We start from the raw sequence: 19371 nt of genomic DNA on the forward strand, positions 1-19371 counted from the left end.
AAGGCATTGAATCAGGCCAGAGCCTCAAATGCTAACAGTTTTTCGAGGCGTCCAACTCGGTTGGTCATCGGTGTTGCTGGAATAGCTATCTCAACGGGATTATCTTCAACGGCTCAAGCTGCCTGCACTACAACCGATGGGGTTGTGACTTGCACGGCCGACAATACGACCGACCAGGTAAACCTGGGCGTTGCATCTGCGGGTGCAGATAACGCCACCCTTTCCATTCTGGCCAATGCCACCGTAACGCGCGGCGCGGCCCCCAATATCCAGATCGGTCAGCAGGGCGTGGTGAGCGTTACCAACGCCGGTGCATTGGGTGTCACCGCGCTGCCCGTCGGCCTGACCTATGTCGGTACGTTCGATGAGCCATTGAACGCGTTCAGCCTGAACAACTCGGGCGAAATCACAGGGGGCGTGTCGCTCAATGGCGTGGGCGGTGCCACCACGATCGAAAACACCGGCGCAATCGGCGGGGGGATCGGCATCTTCGGAGCGGGCACCGGGGCGCTTACCCTGAACATCGGGGGCACGGTCAATTCGCTAAGTGCCACAGCTTTGTCGGCCAGCACCCGCGGTGCGATCGACGCACAGATCAGCGGGACGATCGGGGCGCCAGGCGAAGCCGGAAACCCGGCCATCTTGCGCGATGTCGCGCTGACGTCTCGGCAGCAGGATTTCGAGTCTGAAACCTCTTCGACGACCGTGGAAGGTGTGACAACGACTCTCAGCGAAACAACCACGCAGTGGCAGGGGTCCACGGTCGATCTCGATCTTGCCAGCGGTGCATCTGCAGGCGCGACCACGATCAATGGCGTGGGCTCCGTGAGCGCCAATATCGATGGATCGATCGGCAATGAAAATGATTTCGCCTCGCTGAGCGCGACCAGCTCGCATCAGAACAGGGACACCCAGAACCGGACCGTGGCGGATGGCACATCGACTGTTACCACATCCCAGGACAACCGGCAGACTGCAGGCGGCACGTCCACCATCACGATCGGATCGAGCGGCTCGGTAGCCGGCAACGTGACCGCAACCGGCTTCGCCGGCGCATCGGTGACAGTCGATGGCTCCGTCGGAGGCGAGGATACGGTCGCGTTTGTGTTCGCCAGCTCGGGCGGAACCGCATCGACCGACGATCGCGAAACCACCACGCGCAGCGGTGGAACCCAGTCTTCGGTTAGTCTCGCAGCTTCACGCACTGGCGGAGAAGCATCGATCGCGATCGGCGAGTCGGGTTCTGTGTCTGGCCAGGCATTTGCCCAAGGCGACGCTGGGGCGCTGGTTGAAAACGCAGGTGCCATTCGTGGCGCTGTAACTGCAACCTCAGGTGGAGTCATCCAGAGCGTTAACCAGAGCACCTCGTCAAGTTCGTTTGAAGTGGCCGCCGGTGAGCCGACGCGCAGCAGTTCAGCGTCCTCCAGCCTGATCGAGCAGGCGAGCTACGGCGGCGAGGCGTTGGTCGAGAATTCCACGACGGGCGTCATGGCCGCATCCGCCAGTGCCACCGGCCGTGCGGGCGCGACCGTAAACAATGCAGGTGAAATCGGAGGCGCAGTAAACGTCAGTTCGACCGGGACCACCGTGCGTTCAAGCTCCAGCCAGGCCAACTCTTCGGTTGTTCTCAGCGATGGCACTGGACTGTTGGTGGAGAGCAACTCCTCCAACGAACAAGCGAACTCGACCACGCAGACCGGTGGGGCCGCGCGTCTCGCCAACGCCGAAGGTGGCGTGATCGGAGCCAATCCCCTTGGGTCTGTATCGGTCAACATTACGGGAACGACGGGCGCAGCCCTCGACAATGCCGGGCGGATCAATGGCAACGTCACGCTCAACAGCCGACTGTCCAATACATCCTTCTCGTCGGAGAGCAGCTCCTCGTTCACGCAAGATCCTGACACGCTGGTGCTGACATCCGAGAACATCTATTCCGAACAATTCACTTCGACAGGCGTCGGGGGCGCGGCCGATTTCGTGAATGGCCCCACGGGTCTGATCGTCGGCAACGTCAGCATCAATGCGGATGGCGGCGCGACGGTCACCAACCAGGGCGTGGTCGTCGGCACCACAACCGTCACGTCCCAGTTCGTGAATTCAACCAGTGAGTTCGCCTCCAGCGACTCGTCGGTCGTAACCCCGGGCGATGATGGCGGTTCGGTTGCCCGTTCCACTCAAGCCAGCAGCTTCAGCAATGTTGATGGCGGTGGAGACATCACCGGCACCTATGCAGGCGCAAACGGTACCGTCCAATTTGCGCCAGGAAGCGGCGCCCGGGATGGATCGGTCAGCCAGACAACGGCAGGATCGAGTGCAGCGACAGTAACCGGAGCCATCTTCGGTAACTTCACGGGCACGGCCCAGGGTTCGACGCGCACCGGCAGCAATACTTTCTCGCAGGACTCGGTGAACGATGCTGACGGCGATCTGATCTCACTGGTCATCGAACAAAGCGGTGGCAACGAGACCATTGCCAACTCCGGTTCCAGCACCCTGACAGTCGACGGCGGCGTCATCACGGGGTCTGCATTCCTGTCCGCTCAGGGGAATGCTGCAGCGAACCTCGTGGGTGGCGCGGACATTGCCGGCAATCTTTCGGTCTCGACAATAGGCAACTCGGTGTCGACATCGACCTTCGAGTTCAGCGAAATCCTCAACAATGACGAGGATGGTGCGCTGGTCGATCGGACAGTAGTTAGCGGAGACACCTCGAGCTCGACGAACGGCACAGGTGCAGCCAGCGTGACGATTGCTGATGGCATTGTGGGTGGGTCGGTTTCCGTGAACTCGCGGTCTGGTGGTTCCACCCTGCTGGTCGGTGTTGATGGCGCAGTCGGAAGCTTTGCGCAGGTTACCAGCTCGGGCAGTGACGTTAGCCGTGAGTTTGCGGCAACCAGTGTCACGACCCCTGATGGAGCCGGCACAACCACTCAGACGGACCAAACCTTAATCAACACCAGCGTTGCAACGGGCGGTAACGTCTCCGCGCGAATCGATGGCGTCGTCGGAAACTCGCGGAATGGTGCGATTGCCATCGATGACGCGCCGATCGCGGGGCTGGGTGGTCTCAGCCTGTTCACGTCGGCAGGCGATGCGACCGCCACGCTCACCGGGCAGGTGTCCGGATCGATCGACGTCTTTGCCAGCGGCACCGCATCGACGTCGCAGTCCACATCGCTGTTCGTCAACAATGTGCTGCAAACGTCCAGCTCCACTTCAGCGAGCACCGCTGTGGGGGGCACTGCAAGCCTGACCGTGAACAGCAGTGCTGAGAATGTCGCAGCGCGCAATCCCGCCAATTTTGGTGGCATCTTCGTGGCGGGCGTCGAAGGCTCGACGGTCACGATCGCTGCAAATTCAACCGTCATGGCCGCCAGAGGCGGTGCGTCCATGCAGGTCGGAGCGTTGTTCAACAATTCGACCAGCAGCGGATCGACCGACAACACGGCCAGAACCCAGACGAACAGCTTCGCGAATGTTCTGGTCGGAGGCCCCGCAACGCTGACAGTCAATGGAACGGTGGGGAACAACGGCGGGAATGATTTCGATGGTGCCTCGTCAAGCGTCCTCGTCACCAGCATCACGCGGGCCGACGCTGTCAACAACGGTTCGATTTTCGGATCGTTGACGGCCCGCTCGATCGGAACGAATTTCGGACAGGTGACAAATTCGACCAACGTCGGCGATGTCACGCAGGTCAATGTCGTCGACCGCACCTACACCGCCGTAGGCGGCACGGCATCGATCGATAACAACCGGTTGATCACGGGATCGGTTGCGGTCGCCGCAGCTTCGGGCGCACTGAGCAACGATGGCGTCATCCGCGGAGGGGCGAACTTTGGCCAGTCCGTGGCCAACTACACCACCCTTGCAACCGATACGGCGACGGCACTTGGCGAGGAGGAAGTCACCGGAACGGTGACGCCCTTCGCGCAAAGCTATACTGTTGCGCAGAACGGCTTGCTGGGCGGCGGAATATCGGTAGGCGGGGCCTTCTCGCCCATCGATGACGAGCTGGTCTCCAGCAACATCGCAGCCGCAATCAACCTGAACACCGGATCGGTGACCGTCGGCAACATCGTCGGCGAATTTGACCAGGCAACGGGTGAGCGCTTTACCAGGACCACGGTGGCCCTGAACGGCGCGGGCTATCTCGGGCTGACCCAGGCTGATGCCGAGCTGCTCGAGGGACGCTTCGCAACGTTCGACCCGCGGATTGCTCAGGCAGGCGATCTGCGGGAGTATGTCGGCACGACGCGGGTTCTCGGCGCCGACAGCCTGACCAAAACCGGAGCAGGAACGTTCAAGATCTTCGGTGCTGCCTTTGCACCGGTCGGTCCGGAGAACGCGATCGCCGATTATACGGTCGATGTCGGCGAGTTCAGGGTCTCGGCAGGAGAGGTTCAGCTGGCAGTTGCACCCGTCCTGGGCGAGCGCGGCGTCTTCGGCATCCGCGGAAACGTGACCAACAGCGGTTCGCTCGTTCTGGGCCAGCGCGTTACCCTCGAACCGCAGCTGTTCGCCAACAACCTGGTTTCGGTGGGCGGACAGGCGATCGATGGCGTGGCCGTCTATCAGAACGGAAACTTTGCGCAGACCGGAACGGGCACGCTCGTTGTGGGAATGGCCCCGGCTCTGGTCCGCCTGACCCCGCAATCGGTCGGCACCGGCACGAGCGCACCTGACATCCTGGGCTTCGGCCAGGTTGGTGTCTCGCGTGGGTTCTTCACCACACTGGAAAACGTGAGCGGCGGTCTGGGCAGCAGCTTCGTGACGATCGATGGCAACCTCTCGCTGCAGGGCACGGTGAACGTCGTAGCGCCACGCGGTGGGATTTTCACCGGTGGCCAAACCCTCGACCTCTTCAGCGTTTCGGGCACGGTCACGGAAAATGCTACCGTCAATACGGGCCTGAACTCCGCCTTTGTGACGTTCGATCTGACAAGCCGCGTCGTGGCCGGTCGGACCGTCGTCTCGCTGGCTGCTGCTCGTAGGGGCTACGACACGGCAGGTCTGACAGACAACGGCCGTGCCGCTGGTGCTGCCTTGTCGGCCTCGATCCCCTCCGTCGTCACTGCCCTCACCGCCGATGCGACTGGAACTGCAGGGTTCACGTCGGTGGGTGAATTCGGGCTGACCCAGGACCTGGCGACCGTCATCTCCGGCTTTGACAGCCTGCTGAACGCTGCGCAGGCTGGCGCGGCGCTCGAAGAGCTGGCGTCAGGCGAGTTCTACGGATCTCTCATGGCCCTGGAGACGACCGCTCCGTTTGCTGACGCGATCACCAATCGTCTGCTTCCGGTGGGTGCGGAAGGCTTCAACCTGTGGATCCAGCCATCTGGCGACTTCACGCGCTTTGATGGGGATGCCACAACCGGATCACGCAAGATCAAGGCGGATAACTTCGGAGGCTCGGCAGGCTTCGGCGTGGCAACAGGCAATGGAGAGTTCGGACTTGGATTTGGCTACGGACGGATCAACGTCAATGCGCCGGGCGAGCCGATCTCGGCCAAAGCCAACACCTATATGGTCGGTGCCTTTGCGCGGTTCGGTTTCGACGCCTTCACCGTGGCCGCGGATGCGGTCTATGGCTGGAGCGATTGGGAGACGACCCGTGAACTGCCGACCTTCGCGCGGACGGCAGAGGCTGAATTCGACAGCAAGGAATTCAATGCCAACCTGCGTGCCGAATACCGGTTCGACTTTGACAGTGTGTTCGTCGCCCCGTTTGCGCAGGCCAACCTGCGCAAGTACGACTTCGACGGCTTTGCTGAAGAAGGCGCAGGCGCCATTGGGTTGCTGGTCGAAGACGCCGGCAAGACAGTGTTCACCCCGGAAGTCGGCCTCCAGGCTGGGACGTCCTTCGAGACCGGCCTTGCGGTCATTCGGCCCGAGCTGACGCTTTCCTATGCGTTTCAGGGCAATCCGGATGCGTTCAGGAACGTGTCGTACCTTGGCGCGCCGGGGCAAACCTTCCGGCTTCAGGGCGTCGATCCGGACGGTTACTTCCTGATTTCGGGTGGTCTGTTTGCAGACATTGGAAGAGGCAGCAGTGCTTTTGTCGGCGGGTCGTACGGTACCGGCGGAGGCAATGACCGAGCTTCTATCAGTGCCGGTGTTAGGATTGGTTTCTAACACTCCGACTGGGGTGCGGCCATGATCTGGCCGCACCCCATTTGACTGCCGGAGATCAGAAATGAACGCACTGGTGGCGCATCAGGGGGCAGGCCAGAGGGTTCTGCAAGCTTTGGATAGCAGGGTTGCCCAGAGACGTTTGGGGGCCGCGGCCGAACCACGGCATCCTGAAATATCCCATCCCGAAATATCAGACGTCAGGAACAACATCTTTGCGCTGACCATCAGGCTTCAGGAGTGTCTGGACCAGCTTGAATCCGAGCGCGCCGTGCTGAGGTCGTTGGAAGACGTCGTCAGGTCTGACTCACCTTTCGAGTATGAAGCCGATCCGGTTTCGAAAAGAACCTACGCGGTGGCCAATCTCAAGTCGCCAAGGCCGCTTTGGAAAAAGATATTTCAAATCCTGTATTACGCCAAAGCAAACGCCTTCAACTACGAAGACATCAACAGCATAGCGGGTTCGATGGGCCATCATGTCAAGCTGTCCAGCTTGCGTCCCAAATGTCTGTTCTATGTTGAAAATGGTGTCCTGTTGCGTACGCGTCCGGGATCATACAGCGTCTCCGAAATCGGAGTGCAATATTTCGATATTGTATAGCGTCCCGCGGTTTAGAACAAAAAGACCCCCGGAGCCCTGAGGTTCCGGGGGTTTAATTTGGCCCTCCCGGTTGAACGGGAGGGCACAGGCGTCGGGAAAGATCAGAAGCTGGCGGTCAGGATGATGCCGATGCGCCGGGGTGGACGCAGGCCTGCGATGAAGTTGCGGCGAAGGTCTGCATTGGCGTCGGCATAGCGGATGATCTGCGCGACCGAGTCCTCGTCGAACAGGTTGCGCGCATAGGCCATCACGCGGAAGCGGTCGCTCTGGAAGCCCAGCCGCGCGTCGACCACCACCGACCCGCCGGTTTCCGCAAAGTTGAGCACCTGGTCGAAGCTGGTCGAGATCATGTTGACGTTGCTGCCGACGAAGAAGTCCCAGTCGCTGCTGATCGGCGTGCGGTAATCGACATCGAAGAACATGGTGTGTTCGGGCGCGCGCGGCACCCGCTTGCCGCGGATCGAGCCGAACAGCGACTGGCAGCCTGCAATGGCCGGGAACTGGTCGCCGGTCGAGCAGTTGACCAGCCGGTCGTCGATGAGGTCGTTGATCAGCCCCAGATTCTCGTCGGTGCCGGCGGTGAACTTGGCGTCGACATAGCTGTAGTTCGCGGTGACGGTCAAATTGCGCACCGGACGGATCAGCAGTTCAAGCTCGGCCCCGTTGACCCGCGCATCGCCGCCATTGCGGGTGAGCGAAACCTGATTGGGCGGCACCGACACGTTCTGGGTGATCTGATAGCCCGTCACCTCGGTGTGATAGAGCGCCAGATTGGCGGTCAGCTTGCCGTCGAAAAAGGTGTTCTTGGTGCCGATTTCATAGGTCTTGTTGTCTTCCGGCGCGAAGGTCGGGAAGCCGGCCAGGATCGCCTGGTTGCTGTTGAAGCCGCCGGGCTTCTGGCCTTCGGCATAGACCGCATAGAACAGGTTGTCGCGGGTCGCCTGCCAGCTCAGCGTGAAGCGCGGGGTGAATTCCTTGAAGGTCGCCTCCACCACGCGGGGCAAGGGGATCGCCTGACCGTTGTTGAAGGTCAGCGTCGACTGGCGGATCTTTTCCTCGGCATAGCGGCCCTCGGCAGAGATCGACAGGGTGTCGGTGATGTCGAACGTGGCCGATCCGAAAATCGCCTTGTTCTCGATGTCGAACGCATTGACGTTGCGCGATTCGGGAAGGTTCGCCGCGGTTACCGCGATCGGCGTGAAGATGCCGCAGGTCGGCAATTGCGCGCACAGGGAAGCGGTCGCCGCCGCCGAATTGGCCTGCGCGCGCGCCAGCGATCCGGGCGGCACCACGCGGGTATCGCGCGACACATCGTTCTGGTCGAAATAATAGCCGCCCAGCATCAGCTGGACCCGCTCGCCCTCATAGGCCAGCCGCAGTTCCTGCGACCAGTCGTCGGTGACCTGGCGGTTGGAGAAGGTGAAATCCTGCACCGAGGTCGCAAACGCGGTAAAGCGCGTGGTGCGCGGCGGGGTGATCGGTGCCGGCGCCGGACCCGTCGCGCCATAGGCGAAAATCACCATGTTGAAGCTGTTGCCCGAATAGTCGCCATCGGTCTTGGTGTTGGCGGTGCGCTTGTTATAGCCGGTCAGGCTGGTCAGCGTCAGCGCGTCGGTGAAGTCGAAATCCATTCGCAGCGCGGCGTTCAGCGTCTTCGATTCGAGGCCGACATTTTCCGGATCGACGAACTGGCGGCGATAGTCGGTGTTGACCTGTTGCGGCTGGATGGTGCCGCAGAAATAGCGGCTCTGGCCGCGGTACAGCGCGCCGTTGTCGGGGAAGCAGTTGTTGGCGTTGGCGGGCTGCGCGAAGATCGCCGGCTGGCCGTCGTCAATGACGTTGTAGTTGGCGCGCAACGATGCGCGGAACGCCCCGCCATTGTTGAACTGCAGCAGCCCGAAGCCCGAATAGCTCTGCTGCTTGCCGATCCTGGTGCCGTCGAACGCGTTGCGGAAGGCCCCGGCATTGTCGAGCAGGCGGCCGCCGACCGCGATGCCCAGGCCATCGGCGAGCGGCCCGCGCACATTGGCGGTCACCTCATAGCGGTCATCCTCGGCGATATCGGCCTGCACCCGCCCGGTCCAGGTGTCGCCTGGCGTCTTCGAGATGAGGTTGATCGCGCCCGAATAGGTGTTGCGACCGTACAGCGCGGATTGCGGGCCTTTGACCACCTCGAAACGTTCGACGGTGTCGACGTCATAGTCGGCAAGCGAACCCGAATAATAGATGCCGTCGATGAAGAAGGCGACGCCCGACTGGCCCAGGATGTTGGCCTGGCCGCGGATGACCGGACGGTTGGCATCGCGGCCGAAGGTGTCGTCGAACACCAGGCCCGGCACGGTCTTGGCGACATCGGTGAGATTGTCGAGCCCCAGTCGGTCGATCGCCGCGGCGGTGACCACCGAGACGGTGGTGGGCGCCTCCTGCAGCGTTTCCTCGGTCTTGCGCGCGGTGACGATGATGACATCGTCGCTGATGCCGCGGGAAGCGCTCTGGTTTTCCTGCGCCATCGCCGGAACTGCGGTGAGCGCGGACACCGCGAGCAAGGATGCCTTGAACGTACTGGTCATCTGAAATCCCCCTAAAGTGGCTTTTTGTCTCCCTTAGGGTCAGCAGAACACCGCAAGATCGATAATTTGTCCAGACAAATTTTATCCGCAGTTCGAATTGTCGGGTGTGTGTTGCTTGAATACGACAGCTCGGCCTGCGGTCTGCTGCGGATCAGACGGCGGGCTTCACCACGCCCAGCCATGACGTTACGACGAGCAGGATATAGATCGCCATCACCCAGATCCGGGTGCGGTCCATCGTGCGGCGCAAGGGCACTTCGGTGGCGTCGCTCGAGCCTTCGGACAGCAGCCGCATCAGCTGGGGCCCCACCGGCTTGAACGCCAGATCGATGCCGATCGCGGCCACGAAGATCGCACCGAACAGCAGCGCCTTCCACGCCAGCCATCCCGGCGCCAGCGGCGCGCCGACGAGCAGCGACTGGGCGCCGAGCCACAGGTAGAACGCGGTGAGAGCGTATTTCAGCAGGTTCTCGTAGAACCGGTCGCGCGCGGCGCGCGGCGTCTGGTCATGACTGTGGGCATCCCACACCAGCCAGAGCCACACCCCGCCGATTGCCCAGCCCGCAACCAGCAGCGCCACCGGCAGGTCCCACCAGCCGCCCATCTTGAGCACCGAGAGCGACACCGGCACCATCAGCGCCCAGGCGCTGCGCGGGGTCATGTCGACCAGCACCAGCAGCTTGAGCAGCGCCAGCCGCTGGTCGAGCGAATAATCGTGCCGCTTGCGGAAATGCTGGCCCAGCAGGAACACGCCGACATCCGCCCCCAGCCACAGCACAAACAGCAACAGATGGACGTAGACCAACGAGGGATACGCAATTTCCGACCAGCCCAAAGTGCATCTCCCGCAGCATCGTTCCACAAAGCCAATTGACATTGCAGATTTGTCCGGACAATTTGCAAGAAAAAAATGAATGTCAGGCGGATCGATACCAACCGGCTTTCAGGGAGTTTCACGATGATAAACTTACGTTTGGCGACGGCCGCCTCGGCGCTTGCAGTCGCACTTGCTACCCCGGCTTTCGCCCAGAATGCCGATCAGGCAGGGGCCGCCGACTCAGAAAATCAGGGCCTCAGCGAGATCATCGTCACCGCCCAGCGGCGCCAGGAAAGCGTTCAGGACGTGCCGATCGCGATCAGCGCGTTCACCGCCGACCAGTTGCGCGACCAGGGCGTGTCGAACACGCTGCAACTGGGCCAGTACGTTCCCAACCTCGTCGCGCAGAACAACACCGGCATCGGCTCGGCCAACGCGTACTTCCTGCGCGGGCTGGGGTCGACCGAGACGATCGCGACCTTCGACCCGCCGGTCGGCACCTATGTCGATGACATCTATCTGTCGCGCCAGAATGCCAACAACCTTTCGCTGTTCGACGTTGCGCGCGTCGAGGTGCTGCGCGGACCGCAGGGCACGCTGTTCGGCCGCAACACCACCGGCGGCGCGATCAACGTCATCATGGCCGAGCCCGGCGACACGATCGGCGGCTATGCCGAGGTCGGCTATGGCCGGTTCGACAAGAAGCTGGTGCGCGGCTCGATCGACCTGCCGCTCGCCGACAGCTTTGCGATCAAGGTCTCGGGCTACTGGCAGGATGACGACGGCTATGTGAAGAACGTCACCACCGGCGAGCGGCTGAACGACGATGACGGCTGGGGCGTTCGGCTCGGCCTGCGCGGTGAGCTTGCGCCCTGGGCGCGCTGGCGGGCAAGCTATGCGCATGTCGTCTCCGAAGGCGAGAACATCCTCAACTTCACCTGCAATCCAGCCAATCCCACCGATTGCAGCGGCCGCTTTTCGACCACGGGGCTGAGCGCCAATCCGGCCTCGGCCACGCCCTATGCACCGCTGGCAATTTCGGGGCGCAAGGCGGGTTATGGCCTGGGGCAGGAGGCGGTGACCGATATCATCACCTCGAACCTCGCGTTCGACATCGCCGACAACACCACGCTCAGCCTGATCACCGGCTATGTCAGCCTGACCCAGCAGTTCGCGCTCGACTTCTTCGACGGCCGCGGCGGGCCTTCGGCAAGCGTGCCGTTCCCGGCGGTGCAGGGCTATGCGCGCGGCGGCTTTACCATCCTCAACGATGGCCAGCACGAGCAGTTCACCCAGGAAATCAAGCTCGACGGCAGCTTCGGCAATGGCCTGGTCGATTATGTCGCGGGCTTCTTCTACATCGACGAGCGCAACCGCACCGATCTGGCGGACGTGTTCTCGATCTCGCCGGCGGTCTCGCTGCTGCTCGCGGACCGCATCATCCGCAACACCACCAAGGCCTATGCGGGCTATGTCCAGGCCGATCTCAACATCACCGACCAGATCAAGCTGACCGCGGGCGTGCGCTATACCGACGAGACCAAGAACTTCTCGATCACCGACAACCGCGCCTCGTGCAACGATGGCACGGTCGAGGCCAACTGCATGGCCAATGTCAATCTGCGCGCTGCCAATGGCGTGCCGATCCCGCGCAGCCAGAACGTCAAGATCTGGACCCCGCGCTTTGCGCTCAACTTCAAGCCCAATGACGACATCCTGCTGTTTGCCTCGGCCACCAGGGGCTTCAAGTCCGGCGGCTGGAACGCGCGCGCCACCGCGCCCAGCCAGTTCCTGCCGTTCGACGAGGAGCGGGTGTGGAGCTATGAGGCCGGCTTCAAGTCGGAATTCTTCGACAACAAGGTGCGGGCCAACGTCACCGCGTTCTGGATGGATGTGAGCGATCTCCAGATCCTCGCCGGGCTGCTCAACCCGGCCACCGGTGCGATCACCTTCCTCACCCGCAACTTTGCCGATTATCGCAACAAGGGCATCGAGGCGGAACTGACGATCGCCCCGGTCACCGGTCTCAACCTCTATGCCAATGTCGGCTATCAGGACGACAAGTATCGCGTCCCCGATGCGCCCGCGGGCAACGATATCTACGGCATCCAGAACGTGCGGGCGCAGCTTGCCGCCTGCCAGGCGCAACTGGCGGCAGGGCAGATCCCGGCCAGCTCCAACTCTGCACCGGCGGGGACCCCGGTCAACAACGCGCCGGCCTGCGCGGCGGGGATCGTGACCGCCGATGGTTCGATCGCAAGCCCGGTGCGCACGCCGGACTGGTCGCTGGCGCTGGGTGGCAGCTATCGCGCGCCGCTGGGGGACAGCGGGCTGTCGCTCGTCCCGTCGATCAACGCCAGCTACCGTTCGCGGCAGGAGGTCGCGATCGCCAACCTGTCGATCTACAATGCGCCGGTGACGCGCGGCGGTCGGACCACGCCGGCCAATCCGTTCGGCGATGGCGCATTCATCACCGGATCGGAAAGCCCGGCGGCCTGGCTGGTCAATGCAGGGCTGGCGCTCAACGGCCCCGACAATGCCTGGCAGCTCGCGGTGGAGTGCACCAACTGCTTCAACGAGGAGTTCATCCAGTCGTCGCTGTCCAACTACAGCTATCTCAACCAGCCGATGATGTGGACGGTGCGTGCGCGCTACAATTTCTGATCGCGCAAAAATGCCGTCTGGCGGATGGAGCGTCGCACAACTCTGTGCGATGCTTCTCCCCGTTCTAGGCTGCCCAATCATGACAGCCATACCGGCACACGACAATCGGGAGCGAGGCGTTGGCGACTAAGGCAGACGAGCTTTTGCAGACGGCGCCGCCTGCCCAGCGCGGAGAATTTTCGCTGGGCTGGAAGGTGCTCATTGCCGGCGTCATCGGGGTCGCCTGCGGGGCATCACCGATCCCGTTCAACGTCATCGGCTTTACCATCGCCCCGCTGACCCAGGAGTTCGGCTGGACCACCACCCAGATCCTCACGCCGATCACCATTTTCGGCGTGGTGGCAGCCTTGCTGGCGCCGGTGTTCGGCTGGATGGCCGATACTTACGGCGTCCGGCGGATCGCCTTGTGGTCGCTGTTCGGCTTTGGCGTCACCTTTGCCGCGCTGGCGCTGACGCCGCCGGTCTTGTGGGCCTATTATCTGCTGTGGCTGATGGTCGGGCTGGTCGGGATCGGATCGACACCGGTAACCTGGAGCCGCGCGATCAACATGTGGTTCTACAAGAGCCGCGGGCTGGCGCTGGGGCTGCTGCTGCTGGGCACCAGCCTGGCGGCGCTCACCGTCCCCAAGCTCGCGGTCTGGGCGATCGAGGCGTACGGCTGGCGGGCGATGTATGCGATCGTCGGCATGCTGCCGCTGCTGATCGCCCTGCCGATATGCATCTGGCTGTTTCGCGAGCCCCGTCCCGAAGAACAGCCGCAGGGAATCAAGACCGCCAGCGGCGGGCTGACCGGCGTGACGCTGAACGAGGCGCTGCGCGATTACCGTTTCTGGCTGATCTGGGCATCGATCCTGTTCATCGCGCTGACCTTCGGCGGCGCGTTCATCAACATGCCCGCGATGCTCGCCGACCGGGGCATCCCGGCGCAGGGCGCCGCTTCGGTGATGGGGATATTGGGCCTGGGCATCCTGACCGGTCGGATCATCACCGGGCTGCTGCTCGACCGCTTCTGGGCGGGCTTCGTCGCCTTTCCGCTGCTGTGCCTGCCCGCTTTGTCGAGCTGGATCCTGCTCGATCCGTCACCCGGTTTTGCGCTGGCGGCGCTGGCGGGGTTTCTGCTGGGCTTTGCGGCGGGCGCCGAGAGCGACCTGATCGCGTACCTTACCGGCCGCTATTTCGGCATGGCGCATTACGGCAAGATCTACGGCATGCTGTATATGCCCTTCGGCGTGTTCTCGGCGATCTCGCCGATCATCTATTCCTCGGTCCGTGATTCGACCGGCAGCTACGACCAGATCCTGTTCATCGCGATCTTCGGATACATCATCGGTGGCGCCTTGCTGCTGCTGCTGGGACGTTATCCGGTGCTGACCGAGGCCCCGGCGGGCGGTGCCAAGCCCGCCGCCCCGGCGATGGAGACGGCGTGATGGCGACCCTGGTGAAAGATGATGCTGGCGCGCTCGATGCGCTGATCGCGGCGGCAGGCGCAGACGCGGTGCTGACCGACGCAGCGACGCGCGATTTCTTCGCGCACGACGTCTATGCCACTGGCACCCCGCCGCTCGCAGTGCTGCGCCCTTCGAGCGTCGATCAGCTGGCGCGCGGTGTCGCGGCGGCGACCGGCCAGGGTCTTGCCATCGTCCCGCGCGGCGGCGGCATGAGCTATACCGGCGGGTATCTCTATTCGAATGGCGGCTTCGTGCTGGTCGATACGGGCGCGCTCGATGCCATACTCGACATCGATGCCACCGACATGACCGTGACGGTCGAGGCGGGGTGCACCTGGGCCAAGCTGCACGAGGCGCTGAAACCGCTGGGCCTGCGCTGCCCGAGCTGGGGCACCTTGTCGGGGCTGCGCGCATCGGTCGGCGGCGGGATGAGCCAGAACGGCACCTTCTGGGGCGCCAGGGCCGGGTCGGTGGTCGACAGCGCGCTCTCGTTCGACGTCGTGCTTGCCGATGGCCGCATCGTCAGCACCGGCAGCGATTTCTTCCGCCCGTTCGGCCCGGACCTGACCGGTATGTTCGCCGCCGATACCGGCGCGTTCGGGGTCAAGGCGCGGGTGACGCTGCGGCTGGTGAGGGAGGCAAGCGCGTTCGCCTATGGCTCGTTCTCGCTGCCCGATCACATAGGATTGCTTGGCGCGATGAGCGCGATCGCGCGCGAGGGGCTGGCCTCGGAGAATTTCGCGTTCGATCCGTTCCTGCAATCGCAGAGAATGAAGCGCGACAGCCTCGCCAAGGATGCCAAGTCGCTGCTGAACATGATGAAGTCGCAGGGCTCGGCGTGGAAGGCGCTCAAGGAAGGCGCCAAGGTGGTCACCGCCGGACGCTCGTTCCTGAAAGACGTGCCGTTCTCGCTGCACACCATCGCCGAAGGGCGCCACCAGGGTGCGGTCGATGCCGAGATGGCCGAGATCGGACGCATCGTCGCCGCGCATGGCGGCAGCGCCATCGAGAATTCGATCCCCAAGATCCTGCGCTCCAACCCGTTCCCGCCGCCCAATTCGATGCTCGGCCCCGATGGCGAACGCTGGGTGCCGGTGCACGGCTTCCTGCCGCACTCCCGGCTGGTCGAGGCCTGGGAGCGGATCGAGGCACTGTATGCCGACAATGCCGATGCGATGACGCGGCTCGAGGTCAATGCGGGCGCGATGCTGGCCGCGGTCAGCCGCTCGGCCTGCCTGATCGAGCCGGTGTTTTTCTGGCCCGACGTGATGAACCCGCTGCACCGCGCTGCGGTCGAGCCCGATCACCTCCGGAAGCTCAAGGGCTTCCCCGAAGGCCTTGAGGCGCGCGCCTTGGTCGGCGAATTGCGCGCCGGCGTCATCGCGATCTTCCGCTCGCTCGAGGCGGCGCACCTGCAGATCGCGCGCACCTATCCGCTCAAGGCATCGCATGATCCTGCCGCATGGGATATCCTGACCGCGCTCAAGCGGGCGGTCGACCCGAAGGGTGTCATGAATCCAGGGAGCCTGGGACTGGAATGAAAGCCGATGGAACTCGAACGCCGCATGGTTCTGGCCGCGATGATCGCAGGCGCTTTGCCGATCGATCACGCGCTGGCGCAAGGAGCACCCGGCATGGCTCCTGACGCACCCTATGCCGCCGTCGCGATGCAGCTGGCGGCGCGTTCGGTCGAGCGCGCGCCCGATCGCGCCGCCGCCCGCGCGCAGGTGCTCGCCATGATCGGCGAGGTCGAAACCAAGATCCGCTCGGCGCGCATCTTCATCGAGCAATATGGCGGGCATCCGGTCAGGCTCGCGGTGCTGCCCGAATATCTGTTCACCAGCTACCCCGGGCGCATCTCGATCCCCGATTTCGCGTCGCTCGCTGCGTTCGAGATGCAAGGGCCAGAGTATGACGCGCTGGGCAAGGTCGCGCAGACTCTGAAGCTGTTCCTCGCGGGCAATGCCTATGAGGTCGACCCCAATTTTCCCGGCCTGTATTTCCAGGCGAGCTTCCTGATCGCGCCTTCGGGCGATGTCGTGCTGCGCTATCGGCGGTTGAACTCGATGTTCGCGCCGACCCCGCACGATGTGTGGAGCAAGTACCTTGATGTCTATGGCCTGGACGGCGTGTTTCCGGTGGCGCGCACCGAGATCGGCAATCTGGCCGCGATCGCCTCGGAGGAAATCCTCTATCCCGAGATCGCGCGCGCGCATGCGCTGCGCGGGGCGGAGATCTTCCTGCATTCGTCCAGCGAGATCGGATCGCCGATCGATACCAACAAGGCGATCGCCAAGCGCGCGCGCGCGTTCGAGAACATGGCCTATGTCGTCTCGGCCAACACTGCGGGGATCGAGGGCACCGGCCTGCCGCTCGCCAGCGCCGACGGCAACAGCCAGATCGTCGACTGGAAGGGCCGGGTGGTCGCCGAATCGAACAGCGGCGAGACCTTCACCGCCTTTGCGGACATCGACCTGCATGCCCTGCGCACCGCGCGGCGCACGCCCGGAATGACCAACTATCTCGCGCGTCAGCGGCTGGAGCTGTTCGCAGCGGCTTATGGGACTGTCCGGCATCCGGCGGACGGCATGCTCGAGGATGGCGCGGTCAAGGTGCCCGACCGCGACTATTTCAAGCGCGTGCAGGAGCAGGTGATCGAGCGCATGGCGAAGGACGGACTGATATGACCCACCAATTCGATGTCGCACCGCCGTACACCGCCGTGGCGCTGCACGGCGTGTCGCCGCAACCCAGCCATGACGAAGCGGCGCGGTTCGATTTCCTCGCCAACCTCAACAAGTATCTGTCCGGCACCTTGGGTCCGGGCAACAAGCAGGCCTATGACACCCGCGTGCTCCCTGGCTTTGTCGCCGAGCATGGCTGCGAGCCCAGGGACCGGTTCGAGATCCGCCACGCGATGAACCGCGATCCGCACCACCGCTTCTGGTCGGCGCTCAAGCGCAACAGCATGGAGATGCGCCAGCAGAACGGCCGCGCGATGGTGCTGCGCCAGATCGATGAGTTGAACGCCAAGGCCCGGCAATACAATGAAGGGCGCGACACGCTCGAGCTCGACCCGTCGGTCGCCGTGCCCCGCTACCAGAGCGCGATCGACATCCATTGCATGCCCGGCAGCTATCATGGCGAGGAAGCCCCCGGCGACGTCTCCGCCGGCGCTAATTACGACTGCGGCATCTTCGCGACCACCGCAGGCGGCCTGGGTGCGCTGTCGGATGGCGGTGGCCAGGCTCTGGTCAAATGGGCGCGCACCGAACGCCCCGGCTGGCAGCCGCAGCGCATTCTCGATATCGGCTGCACCGTGGGGCATAACATCGTGCCGCTGGCGCTCGCCTTTCCCGATTGCGAGGTGATCGCGATCGATACCGCAGCGCCGTCGCTGCGCTACGCGCATGCCCGCGCGCAGTCGCTGGGCGCGACCAACATCCGCTTCGTCCAGGCCAATGCCGAGGATCTGTCGCGCTGGTCGGACGCAAGCTTCGACTGGGTGCAGACCACGATGTTCCTGCACGAGACCAGCGGCACCGCGCTGCCACGCATCATCCGCGAGGGCTATCGCGTGCTCAAACCCGGCGGGCTGATGCTGCATCTGGAACAGCCGCAATATTCCGACGCGATGCCGCTCTACGAGCAGTTCATCCGCGACTGGGACGCATTCAACAACAACGAGCCGTTCTGGTCGGCGATGCATGCGCTCGATCTCAAGACGATCCTGAAGGCATCGGGCTTTGCCGAAAGCGACCTGTTCGTCACCGGGGTGCGCGCGGTGGTCGATACCGAGATCTTCCCCTCGGCCGGCGACGAGAAGGAAGAGGATCACGGCCGCGCCGCGGTCTGGCACGCTTATGGCGCCTGGAAGGGCGGACGGCCGGAATAGAGCAAGTCGGTCCCCCGCAAAGGCGGGGCCCATCTCCTGCCGGTGCCACGGATGCACCGGTGCATCGATACGCAAGCTCAGGAGATGGGCCCCTGCCTGCGCACGGGACCGGAACCAACGGAGAAGAAATTTGACCGAACCCGTCGACTGGATGATCCGCGCCAATGCGCGCGCCAAGGGCAAGCGCCCCGATTTCCTCGGCGATCCCGACAAGGAACGCCTGCTTTCGATGCTGATGGCGGTGATCGGCGAGGTGTCGGTGATGCGCGAGCGGATGGACACGATCGAGCGGCTGCTCGAGACCAGGGGCACGATCAGCCGGGCGGATATCGAGGGTTACAGGCCCGACCGCGAGGCGGGTTACGAGCGCGCCGCGATGATCCGCGAGTACATCGCCCGCATCATGCGCGGGCCGCAGCAGATGATGGAGGCGATGCAGTCCGACGACAAGCCTGTCGAAGAGCTGAGCCAAGACCTGAAGGACCTGTGATGCAGCACCGTACCGTCAGCGGCAAGATCCGCTATACCTCCAAGAAGCCGCACATCCTGGACCAGGAGCGCGGGCGCGAATGGTTCAGCTTCACGCACCATGGCGATGGCCGCACGATCATGCGCGCGCGCTGCGAGATCGAGGAGCCCGAGCCCAAGGTGCTGCGCGACATCGTCTACGGCATCGGGCCAAACATGGTGCCCGAGCATCTGCACGTGCACCTGACCGTGGGCGATGCCTTCATGGGCTCGGGCTGGATGCGGCACGATGCGGCGGCCGGGGTGATCGAGTGCGAGAGCTTCGGGCCCTCGATCGGCCGGGTGTCGCAGCGGGTTGCGACAGGCGGCGCGTTCGACGGCTTCGGCACGCACCCGATCGCGGGCGACGGCTTCATGACGCGGGTGATCGACGTGAGCAAGGGCCCGCACCGCCGCAATGTCCGCTGCTTCCTGCCGTCAGCCGACCATCGCGGCGCCACCCCGCCGCTGATCGCAGAGGTGCTCATCGGGCTCGAATATGTCGGCGAGGAGGAAAAGACCGTCGAAGCGGGCACCTTCGCCTGCCGGCATTACCGCTACATCGACGATACCGGGCCGGGGATGGGCGGCAATACCCATCCGACCTATGACATGTGGGTCACCGCCGATGATGATTCCGTCTTTGTGTATGGCAGCATCGATGGCGGCATGATGGCGCGGTACGAGCTGGTCGAACTGGAGCGCTGACACGCCCGGTCGTGCCGCACCGGCGCGGG

The 19371-nt window shown here is 63.6% G+C and carries 11 protein-coding genes; 9 read left to right on the top strand and 2 right to left on the bottom strand.

Annotated features, from left to right (window positions below; all coding sequences use genetic code 11):
• Both QUV11_RS13730 and QUV11_RS13735 read left to right on the top strand, forming a co-directional pair.
• The coding region (locus QUV11_RS13730; protein ID WP_300883457.1) for an autotransporter outer membrane beta-barrel domain-containing protein at window positions 1-6135 on the top strand (6135 nt) is incomplete at its 5' end.
• Window positions 6136-6196: 61 nt separating this feature from the next.
• Window positions 6197-6733, top strand: a complete 537-nt coding sequence (locus QUV11_RS13735; protein WP_300883458.1) for a hypothetical protein — start codon at window positions 6197-6199, stop codon at window positions 6731-6733.
• Between the two features lie 101 nt (window positions 6734-6834).
• Here the strand turns inward: QUV11_RS13735 and QUV11_RS13740 are convergent, their stop codons facing one another.
• Together QUV11_RS13740 and QUV11_RS13745 are read right to left on the bottom strand one after the other, a co-directional pair.
• Window positions 6835-9303 (bottom strand): TonB-dependent receptor, encoded by a 2469-nt coding sequence (locus tag QUV11_RS13740; protein WP_300883459.1) that lies wholly within the window; start codon window positions 9301-9303, stop codon window positions 6835-6837.
• A gap of 151 nt (window positions 9304-9454) precedes the next feature.
• A complete protein-coding gene (locus QUV11_RS13745) occupies window positions 9455-10138 on the bottom strand; it encodes a hypothetical protein (protein ID WP_289619058.1) in 684 nt (227 codons plus the stop codon).
• Between the two features lie 123 nt (window positions 10139-10261).
• Between QUV11_RS13745 and QUV11_RS13750 the strand changes: the two genes are divergently transcribed.
• The 7 genes from QUV11_RS13750 to QUV11_RS13780 all read left to right on the top strand — a co-directional run bounded on the left by QUV11_RS13750 (window position 10262) and on the right by QUV11_RS13780 (window position 19342).
• The gene (locus QUV11_RS13750; protein WP_300883460.1) at window positions 10262-12784 is read left to right on the top strand and encodes a TonB-dependent receptor; all 2523 of its coding nucleotides are present in this window, start codon (window positions 10262-10264) and stop codon (window positions 12782-12784) included.
• A gap of 119 nt (window positions 12785-12903) precedes the next feature.
• Window positions 12904-14211, top strand: a complete 1308-nt coding sequence (locus tag QUV11_RS13755; protein WP_300883461.1) for an MFS transporter — start codon at window positions 12904-12906, stop codon at window positions 14209-14211.
• Entirely contained in the window at window positions 14211-15773 is a 1563-nt protein-coding gene (locus QUV11_RS13760; protein WP_300883462.1) for an FAD-binding oxidoreductase, read from the top strand. The genes QUV11_RS13755 and QUV11_RS13760 overlap by 1 nt, the downstream gene beginning before the upstream one ends.
• A gap of 6 nt (window positions 15774-15779) precedes the next feature.
• On the top strand, window positions 15780-16919 hold the full coding sequence (locus tag QUV11_RS13765) for a nitrilase-related carbon-nitrogen hydrolase (protein WP_300883463.1): 1140 nt from the start codon (window positions 15780-15782) through the stop codon (window positions 16917-16919).
• Window positions 16916-18127, top strand: a complete 1212-nt coding sequence (locus QUV11_RS13770; protein WP_300883464.1) for a class I SAM-dependent methyltransferase — start codon at window positions 16916-16918, stop codon at window positions 18125-18127. The genes QUV11_RS13765 and QUV11_RS13770 overlap by 4 nt, the downstream gene beginning before the upstream one ends.
• A gap of 130 nt (window positions 18128-18257) precedes the next feature.
• The gene (locus tag QUV11_RS13775) at window positions 18258-18617 is read left to right on the top strand and encodes a hypothetical protein (RefSeq protein ID WP_300883465.1); all 360 of its coding nucleotides are present in this window, start codon (window positions 18258-18260) and stop codon (window positions 18615-18617) included.
• A complete protein-coding gene (locus tag QUV11_RS13780) occupies window positions 18617-19342 on the top strand; it encodes a hypothetical protein (protein WP_300883466.1) in 726 nt (241 codons plus the stop codon). The genes QUV11_RS13775 and QUV11_RS13780 overlap by 1 nt, the downstream gene beginning before the upstream one ends.
• The last annotated feature ends 29 nt before the right edge of the window (window positions 19343-19371 follow it).

It is taken from the genome of Blastomonas sp. (assembly GCF_030373265.1).
Classification (GTDB): Bacteria; Pseudomonadota; Alphaproteobacteria; order Sphingomonadales; family Sphingomonadaceae; genus Blastomonas.

Coding starts and splice junctions, on each gene's coding strand:
- QUV11_RS13735 (WP_300883458.1), top strand. CDS start 6,197: ATGAACGCACTGGTGGCGCATCAGGGGGCAGGCCAGAGGGTTCTGCAA.
- QUV11_RS13740 (WP_300883459.1), bottom strand. CDS start 9,303: ATGACCAGTACGTTCAAGGCATCCTTGCTCGCGGTGTCCGCGCTCACC.
- QUV11_RS13750 (WP_300883460.1), top strand. CDS start 10,262: ATGATAAACTTACGTTTGGCGACGGCCGCCTCGGCGCTTGCAGTCGCA.
- QUV11_RS13760 (WP_300883462.1), top strand. CDS start 14,211: ATGGCGACCCTGGTGAAAGATGATGCTGGCGCGCTCGATGCGCTGATC.
- QUV11_RS13765 (WP_300883463.1), top strand. CDS start 15,780: ATGGAACTCGAACGCCGCATGGTTCTGGCCGCGATGATCGCAGGCGCT.
- QUV11_RS13770 (WP_300883464.1), top strand. CDS start 16,916: ATGACCCACCAATTCGATGTCGCACCGCCGTACACCGCCGTGGCGCTG.
- QUV11_RS13780 (WP_300883466.1), top strand. CDS start 18,617: ATGCAGCACCGTACCGTCAGCGGCAAGATCCGCTATACCTCCAAGAAG.